Genomic DNA, 7,981 nt, shown 5'->3' with positions numbered 1-7,981 from the left:
ACACTCGCGATCACCGCCACACACGGGAGTACCGGGCTCACCCGACTCCTGCTGGGCAGTGTCACCACAGAACTGCTCACGCGCAGTCCCACCCCCGTCCTCGTCGCTCCCGTCACCTGAACGCATCTCCCCAGGGCAGCGGTGATCAACATGTCCGATGCCCGTGTCAGTCGTACCCTGAAAGGTGGCTTCAACCGGCGATCGGGACCGGAGGAGGTCGCCCGGCATGCCCGATACCTCCATGTACCTGTTGCGGCTCGCCCGGCGTCTCCGCCCGGGGCGAAGCCCTGTGGCGCGAGGCTCCGACCGAATCGAGGCCGCTGCTCTCGTGATCGTTGTGCTGCTGTCGCTGCTGACCATCCCCGTTGTCGTTACTCACGGGCAGCGCAGCTACGCACACAACCGCCAGATCGCCGAGGAAGCGATGGCCAGCCGGTACGAAACCACGGCCACCCTGCTCGCCGACGCCCCATCGAGACCCCGAGCTGGGCGCGGGCCAGTCAGTGAGAACGGCACGCGCGCGCAGGCCCGGTGGACCACATCCGAGGGCATCGAGCTCACGGGGGCTGTCCCGGCCAGTTCCGGGATGTCCGCGGGCAGCGAGGTACCGATCTGGATTGACACTGCTGGCGAGGTGACGTCGTCACCCGCCACGCCGCAGGACGCCGCCGGTCATGCCGCAGCCACCGCCATCGCTACCTGGCTGATTGTGGTCGGCGCGTTGTCGGCCGCCTTCTGGCTCCTGCGGGCAGGACTTGACCAGCATCGCTACGCCCACTGGGCACACGAGTGGGCACGCCTGAACACCGGCCACGGCCCGCCCTGAACGCCCCAACCGCGACGACGGCGCGCGGGCCGCGTCTAACCCCAGGACAAGGTCGTGTACCAGAACGTCAGCACCGCACCCGGCCCGAGCAACACACAGAGACCAATACCGCCGTAAAACGGCTTGTCCTTCACGAGCATCGCCACCATCAGCACGGCCGCGGCCACGAGCGAAATGATCAACAGTGCCAGCACGACAACAGACATGTTTCGGTCCTCCAGGAACCAGGGGTAGAGCCGGATAACGCCGCCATCCGCCCAGCACATGGCGGGCTGAACGCACCCAGGACAGTGGTTAAGAGAATTACGGGATCACCGGCCCGCTCTCGATGGGGCCAGGCAGCACAGTCACGTCGCAGAATGCGCGCAGCAGCGACGTGAACAGCGTCAGGCTTGGATCGTTCCGTTCACGCGGACCGGGGGCGCCCGACACGATTGCCGTGTCGACGCCGCAGCCGCTATCCCTCCAGCGCCGACCTTGCCGGCCGAGCATCGCTGCAGGGAGCATCCACGGTTCGTGCCCGGGCCCACAGCCCAGCAGGTCTCCGGTAGCGCCGTGGCCAGCACATGTCGCGCCGCCTCCGACAGGTGCGGCCGGTCATGAAGACCTTTGTCCGGCGACGGCACAGGCGACGCGGATTCGCCAATCACCGACACCGGGTGCTGCCCGGCAAACCCGCCGTCGGTGCTGTGCGCTGGAGCCGCACTCATCCCGAGCAGCATCACCAGCAGAGCAAGCACGAGCCCGAATCGGCCCATCCTCGCCCGTGCCTGCACCCGACCGGCTCCTCAACAACGAAACATCCTTGGCCGACACACCCTACGGGCAACGTCAGAAAAGTCGAGGCGCACCCTCACAGGCTGGTCCAGAAACATCCGGCGGAGCCTCACAGCTCAGCCTAGCGCCGCGCCACAGACACAGACCGGCCCGCGGCCCAGCGTGCGTAGACCGACATCGTGACGGTCAGCGTCACCGCCGACAGCAACGGCACCAGAACCGGCGCCAGCGGCAGGACATCATAGAGCCCGACCACACCGCCTGAAACCACCGCCGCGGCGAGAATGGCGACAAGTGCCGCCGACCACCGGTACCGTGCGACCGCGAAGGCCACGACCCCCGCCATCGGGACAGTCAGAACAACAACCGCGGACAGCACCCACGACGCCCACACCACCCAGACCACAGTGAGCCCGCTGCTCACGAGGATCGCCACCGACACCAGAAGCAGGGCTGTGTGCGGCAGGACTGTATCGCGGGCACGTCGGAGCCGCGGCACCGTCACCAGCACAACAAGGTGCGCGACGACCCACCCCCCAATCGGCAGCAGCAACGCAACCGATGATGAAGGCCTGCAAGACCACAGGATCGACCCAGAGGTGTCGGTGCATTCAGCTGTCGCGGACGACAGAATGACCATCGTCGTCACCGCCACGGTCAGCGCCCCCATCACCGCGGCTCCGGCCACCACCGTCAGCCCACCGCGGCCATCTGGCAGCTGCGACGCGCCCTTCTCGCTCTGGCCGTCCTCCATGTCGTCATCGTCGCATCTCACCGTCATGCACGCCGCGGACAACCTCGGCACCGCCGCCACCGACAACCCGAGTTGGGCAGCGCCCGCGGCGACCAGCACGTACGGTGCGCCTCGTCTCGATGCTCGACAAGATTGAAAGGCCGCCGACCACCAGGACGAGCCGATGGTCTATCGCCCCGGCGGCATCCCACGAGTGCCCGACTACTGCGCTGATGCCCCTGCCTGGGCGTAGCGTCGGATTCTTGTGATGTCCTCGGGAAAGGCGCCTGTCCAGTCCTGCGCTAATGGGTTCCATGCTGCGGATTGATGACGTTCGCCGTTCAGGGGAAGCGAGGGGTCGACAACGGCGGCATAGGTCAGCCCGAGCGTGGGTGTCCAATCCGAGCGGTAGGAACGGACGGTCACCGCAGCAGGGAGTTCGAGGAGGTCGGCGGCCATCCCCGTTTCCTCCTCCAGCTCACGGCGCGCTGCCTGTCGAGGTGTCTCTCCTCGTTCGACCATTCCTCCAGGGACAACCCAGCCCCGCCACCGGTGGCGGACAAGAAGGATGTGCTGGAAGGTGCTGTCAAAGGCCCAGACGTCGGCGGCAAAAGGGGCCATGGGGCCGTGGCACGCGTTCTTCAGCCACATTCGTGCGTCGTCGAACTCGAACTCCGCGAGACCGGCGTCGACGATGGCCGCGTGCAGTGTGTCCGGACCAGGGGCGTGAGGGGTCACCGATCCAGGCTAGAGCGGGCGGGTTTGCCGATGACCTCGTGCACGCTCGATGCCACGAACAGGTGAAGATTCGGACCTGGCTGCTCTGGTATCCATTGAGGTCACTGGAGGTTGTTTGTCAAGCCTCTTCCTCAGCGTCAGGTTCTCGTGGTAGAGGTCGGCGGTCACGCTAGCGAGCGCATCGAGCTTCCCCTGCAGTTCGGTGACGGCCCGCTTTTCGGCGCGTAGCGCGGCTGTGAGTGCCTCGATCTTCTCGGCCCGACGAACCTCACCGGTGGAGCGCAGGACCGGCCGGGCAACTCGGGTGTCCCACTCGGCCAGAATCTCGCCAGCACGGTGAACGGTGGCATGGCTGACGCCCGCTTCGCGGGCCAGATTTTCTTTGGTCAGTGCGCCGTCTGTGTGGATCGGAACTCCGTCGAGCAGTCGTTGTATCGCTGCTCGGAGCTTGGTCTCGGTCGGGGGCGAGACGGCCATCAGGGGCGCTCCTTGGTCAGCCAGGTACCGGTGATCAGCCGGACTTCGGACAGGCGGTTCTCGAGGGCTGCGCGGCGGGGTGTGGCCAGCCGCGGGTCGCGGAGCATGCGCGTCAGATCGGCGTCCTCGGCGAGCCAGACTGGGCCGTGCTTGTCCTGGTCTACTGCCGAGTTTCGACACCGTGCGGGCTGGCAGGCTCCCAGGACGGGCGTTTTCCCTCGCTGCCCTTCGGGTAGCGAGTTCTGGCATTCCGCCTGAGCGGGGTCCCAGAGACAGTGGTTGACCGTGCCGAAATGCAGGTCAGCAAACTCATCCCGTAACAGCAGGACCTCGATTTGCTCGTCAGCGAGTTGAGCTCGCAGAGCTGGGGCTCTGTTCATCGTCGCAATCACGTTGTCGAGGCCGGAGTGGAGCTTGGCCGCTGCGGGACCGACTGCGACGTCGGTGCCGGACCGGCGGGATTTGAGGAGTTCGACGAGTCGCCCAGCGGCGGCGAGTTCGAGCTGGTTGTCGAACTCCTTGGCCCAGTGGGTATCCATGCGGGAGTAGCCCTGGGTGATTCGGTTGGCCAAGGTACGACGGGCCAGGTGCTTGAGTTGATGGCCGAGGGCGATCTCGGAGTCGGGCTCTTGACTGCAGATGATCGACATGGTTCTTCGGAACATATGCGGACGGATGCGGCCGGCCGGGATCTCTTCCAAACCCGTTCGTTCGAGGGAAGCGTTGACTCCCGCGACGAAGAAGTCGATCTCGCCGGCGGCATCGATTCCGCGCACCGTGTCCTCGTTGTGAGCGGTCACCCTGGGCGGATCGAGAGCGACGAACAGGTGAGTGTGATGCCAGGACAACCGGTCAAGAACTGCCAGAGTTTCGACGACCGGCGCGCTGATCCACCAGTTGAGTTCCGGTTGCGCCGGGTCGTGCTTGAGCTTTCGGGACTTGACTGCGGGCGCTCCGTAATAGGCAGTGAGGGATCCGCGCTCGATTTCCTGGATCTCTGAGTCCCGCATCATCGTCAGTCCTGCCATGAACACATAACATGCCGCCCTGACCATGCGGATTTCGTCCGCGAGTTCCTCGACGCTGATCTGGCCGCGCCACGGCCGCGTGGTTCCGTCCTGACGGGTGACTGAGGTGAAGTCCTTGCAGGGCATCGGAAGTGAGCGGGTCGTCATGGTTCCGGCGAGCTTCTGTACCCGCCCGGCCGCGGCAGCGTCCTCGACCTTCTGTCTGCGCGCGGCGCTAGTCACGGAGCGCTGTGTAAAGGGTGCTGTGCCCGCGGTGCCGTAGATCAGTGCTTCCAGTGCAGTCCAAATGATCGTTCCAGGTTCGAGGTCGGAGCGCGGCGCACGTGGCTGCTTGGTGCGGATTGGGATCAGGTTGTCGGGATTGGTAAGCCAGTCGTCGAGAACCTGATCGAGTGCAGCTGTGCTTCGGCCGAGGTAAATGGCGGGATGGTTGACCACGTCGGTCCGGGCCCGCATCTCTGACCAGGAGTAGGCCTGTACCTGCCCCCGTTCCACGGCTCGAAGGACGGCGTCTCGCCGGCGCTGCGCCGCTCCCTTCCTTGTGGTCTGGAAGAGCCCCGTGTTGGTGCCGCCTGTGATCGTCAGCGCGAGATGATGCCAGATCGGCTCCCCAGCCGACTTCGTCTGGTGGTCGTACTTGTGGACTGGAACGAGGTTGTCGGGGTTCGCGAGCCAGTTGTCCACCAGCTCGTCGTTTCCCGCCGGAGTGCGGAAGGCCGGTCGACGTTCAGGGCTGTCGCCAGGATCTGGTTGCTGCGCCAGCTGATCGCGTAGGTCGAGGATGTGCGGCGAGAACTCGTGGATGTAGGCCCATGCGGCCCGCAGAAGCGGCCACCACGTTGATGGCGGTATGGATGCCGTCGACGGAGTATCGCTGCGGTGCCTGATCTCCCGGAAAGTATCGGTGTTCCACAGCCCTTGAGCCATGCCGCCGTGAGTGAGTACCGGCGCGAGCGTCGAGAGCCAGCTCAGCGCCGTCGCGTCGGGTTTGAGCGCGTTCGCCCTGGCGGTGATGTGTTCCACGAATCCGGCCCAGTCTTCTTCGCGCCAGGCCGCGATGTCGGCGGGCATGTCGTTGGCCAACGCCCAGGCAGCGAGTTTGCCCAGTGTGTAGGCGCATTGCCGGACCGTGCTGTGCGCCGCCGGCTCGGCGACAAGAGCGATCCCCGCGTCCCGAATGACTTTGTGCGTGGGGTTGAGCATGCTGAAGCAGATTTCCCGGATCCGCAGGTTCCAGACGGAATCGATCACCGTGAAGTTGACCTTCCACGCCGCCGGGCGGACGTTGCTCGGACGGCGAATACACCCGAAACTCCAGGACCTGCTCTCGCCGAACTCGGGAATAGGGACGCCTTCCACGAGCGGGTGGCCGGATCCGAAGACCGCCTCATCAGCGGAAACAAGGGTGGAAGTCACTGCCGTCGGCTGGGGCGTCGTGCTCACCGGTCATACTCCGTCCTCATACCCAGCGGCAGGTCCAGCCGCAGCCCCTGGTCGCCTATCGCTTCGTGGGCGTCGTGGAGCTGCTGTGCTGTGCATTCCGCGAACACCTCGGCCAGGGCTGTGGCCTGGGTCCCCCAGATTGCCGTCCAGCGGATCGGGTCCAGGGCGTCGCGCATCCGCTCGATGTGGGCTGCCAGCAGCAGCAGCCTCGGCAGCTGCGAGATGAATACGACGGCGTTGCGGCAGATCATGCACATCGCCGGGGCGACGTGGCAGGGCTTCCCGCCAGGGGTGAATGGCGAATCGTAGGGATCACGGCAGTGAGTCAGGCCCATGTCGTACTCCCCGGCGCGCATCGCGGCGGCGTGTTCCACAGTCATCCCCGCGGCCTCGGCGACCTCGGGTTCGGCCAATCGATGCTCTGCTTGAGTGTCGAGGAGCATCGGCTTGGTCGTGATCGTGTGGAAGACGCGTTCTTGTGCGCGGTTGATGGATCGTCCGGCGAGTGTTAGCGCCGTCGTTCCGTGGGCGTAATGGTGACGGAAGACCTCGATGTGATGGTCGTCCGCCGCCACATCGGTGAGGGTTCCGCCGAGGGCGGCCACACGGGCGGTTTTCACGGTCTTGCGGAGCCTTCGGGCGTAGTGCGGCTGAGAGATCGCCATAGCGGGTGTGCCGTCGTCGTTGCGATGCCAGCTGATCCACGCGCTGAACCCGTTGTGGTCCTCAGTCCATGTGGCGACTCTGGCCCGCATAGTGGTCCTGGGACGGCCCGCTTCGACCGCGAGGAACAGCACGTCCTCGGAGTCGAACGATTCGCGTGCCTGCCAGGTGACCTCCATCAACCGCCGTAGGAGCCCACCGACATCCCACCTGCCGACGGCAAGATACACCTCGCTTCCGGTGTCCCCATCCAGATCCGCGACATCGCCTGTGCTGGCCTTGCTATCAGGAAGGTCCGGGTGGAAATCAGCCCGGATGCGATTCGCGCGGAGTTTGGTCTGCCGCACTCGCACGCCCGCGTCAGAGAACTCCAGGTCCGCCATACGCAGGTCGAGGAGTTCCTCGGGGGTGCAGTCGGCCATGCCCAGCAGCAGGAGTACCCGGAAGGGCTGCAGGTCCTGCTCGGACGGGAACAGCAACCGGTTGATCGCTTTCAAGCAGGCATAGACTCCACGTTCCCTGCCAGGCGGGTTCGCTTCGATAACGTCCTTGATCGGCTGCGACCACGATGACGAATTCATGGGCAGGTGCTCGAGGAGATCTGTGGTCGTCAGAAGGCGATGCTTGGCGGCCCAGACCAGGTTGGCGAGGTCATGCCAGCCTTCGCGGCGGGGGTCAGCTCCGGATCTCAGCAGATGCTGCCCCCGAGTGAGGCGTTTCTCCAGTGCCCGGACGTCGGCCCTTGCGGCCTCCTGCAGTGCCAACCGTTCCTCGTTGGAGTATTCGTCAAGGACCGCGTTGGGGCGGCGCTTGTATGTCGGAGGCCCCGCCGCGCGACGACGAAGGGTCTCCGGAACATTCGGGTCGCGCTCCGCACGCATATCGATCAGCGCCAGCACAGCCGCGGCCTTGCGGTAGGGCTCCGCTGATCGCAGCCCGTGCCGCCTCCGCAGATCTGCCTCCCAGCAGAAGAGGGCTTCGATCAGATCGATTTTCATCCCGGCCAAACGCGCCTCTGCAGGCTCGCACCCGACGGTCGGCAAGTGTTCATCGAGGAACGTTCCCAGCTCCCGCACGGCCGTGAAATAGCAATCGGGCTTGCGCAGCGAGACCCGATGGGCGTACGCCACAGCCTCGTCCGCCAGCTCCGCGACCAGGACGGAACATCGGAACAGGGAGGGGGCGATACTCAACCGCACCGTTCGCCCTCGCCGTTCCCGGACTATAACCCGGTCCCCGATCCTATCGGAGTTGGCGGGTTTCACTTCTGGCACCACCATCGTACGTGGGCGCGAA

The 7,981-nt window shown here is 65.5% G+C and carries 8 protein-coding genes; 2 read left to right on the top strand and 6 right to left on the bottom strand.

From position 1 onward, the window contains the following. The first annotated feature begins 9 nt into the window (after positions 1–9). Positions 10–120 carry a universal stress protein gene (locus BM199_RS35065; protein WP_281245775.1) on the top strand — a complete coding sequence of 37 codons (111 nt, stop codon included), beginning with the start codon at positions 10–12 and terminating at the stop codon, positions 118–120. Positions 121–226: 106 nt separating this feature from the next. Beyond that, a complete protein-coding gene (locus BM199_RS31680; RefSeq protein WP_112276278.1) occupies positions 227–826 on the top strand; it encodes an Rv1733c family protein in 600 nt (199 codons plus the stop codon). Positions 827–861: 35 nt separating this feature from the next. Here BM199_RS31680 and BM199_RS34095 read toward each other — a convergent pair whose 3' ends face one another. From BM199_RS34095 to BM199_RS31655, 6 genes are all read right to left on the bottom strand, one after another. Further along, positions 862–1,032: a hypothetical protein gene (locus BM199_RS34095; protein ID WP_009151804.1), complete on the bottom strand. Its 171-nt coding sequence runs from the start codon at positions 1,030–1,032 to the stop codon at positions 862–864. A 692-nt stretch (positions 1,033–1,724) separates the two neighbouring features. Continuing rightward, positions 1,725–2,456, bottom strand: a complete 732-nt coding sequence (locus BM199_RS31675; RefSeq protein ID WP_091679577.1) for a hypothetical protein — start codon at positions 2,454–2,456, stop codon at positions 1,725–1,727. A gap of 102 nt (positions 2,457–2,558) precedes the next feature. Continuing rightward, positions 2,559–3,074, bottom strand: a complete 516-nt coding sequence (locus BM199_RS31670; RefSeq protein WP_091679574.1) for an NUDIX hydrolase — start codon at positions 3,072–3,074, stop codon at positions 2,559–2,561. Positions 3,075–3,083: 9 nt separating this feature from the next. Further along, positions 3,084–3,551, bottom strand: a complete 468-nt coding sequence (locus BM199_RS31665) for a hypothetical protein (RefSeq protein WP_091679571.1) — start codon at positions 3,549–3,551, stop codon at positions 3,084–3,086. Continuing rightward, complete coding sequence (locus BM199_RS31660; protein ID WP_091679569.1) at positions 3,551–6,022, bottom strand: hypothetical protein; 2,472 nt, start codon at positions 6,020–6,022, stop codon at positions 3,551–3,553. Before BM199_RS31660 ends, BM199_RS31665 begins: the two co-directional genes overlap by 1 nt. Continuing rightward, the gene (locus tag BM199_RS31655) at positions 6,019–7,950 is read right to left on the bottom strand and encodes a hypothetical protein (protein WP_143101984.1); all 1,932 of its coding nucleotides are present in this window, start codon (positions 7,948–7,950) and stop codon (positions 6,019–6,021) included. The genes BM199_RS31660 and BM199_RS31655 overlap by 4 nt, the downstream gene beginning before the upstream one ends. Positions 7,951–7,981 lie beyond the last annotated feature (31 nt).

Origin of the sequence: Amycolatopsis marina (assembly GCF_900111885.1) — a bacterium.
Taxonomy (GTDB): Bacteria; Actinomycetota; Actinomycetes; order Mycobacteriales; family Pseudonocardiaceae; genus Amycolatopsis; species Amycolatopsis marina.
The sequence above is the reverse complement of the archived record's forward strand: the minus strand, read 5'-3'. Positions and strand labels throughout refer to the sequence as shown.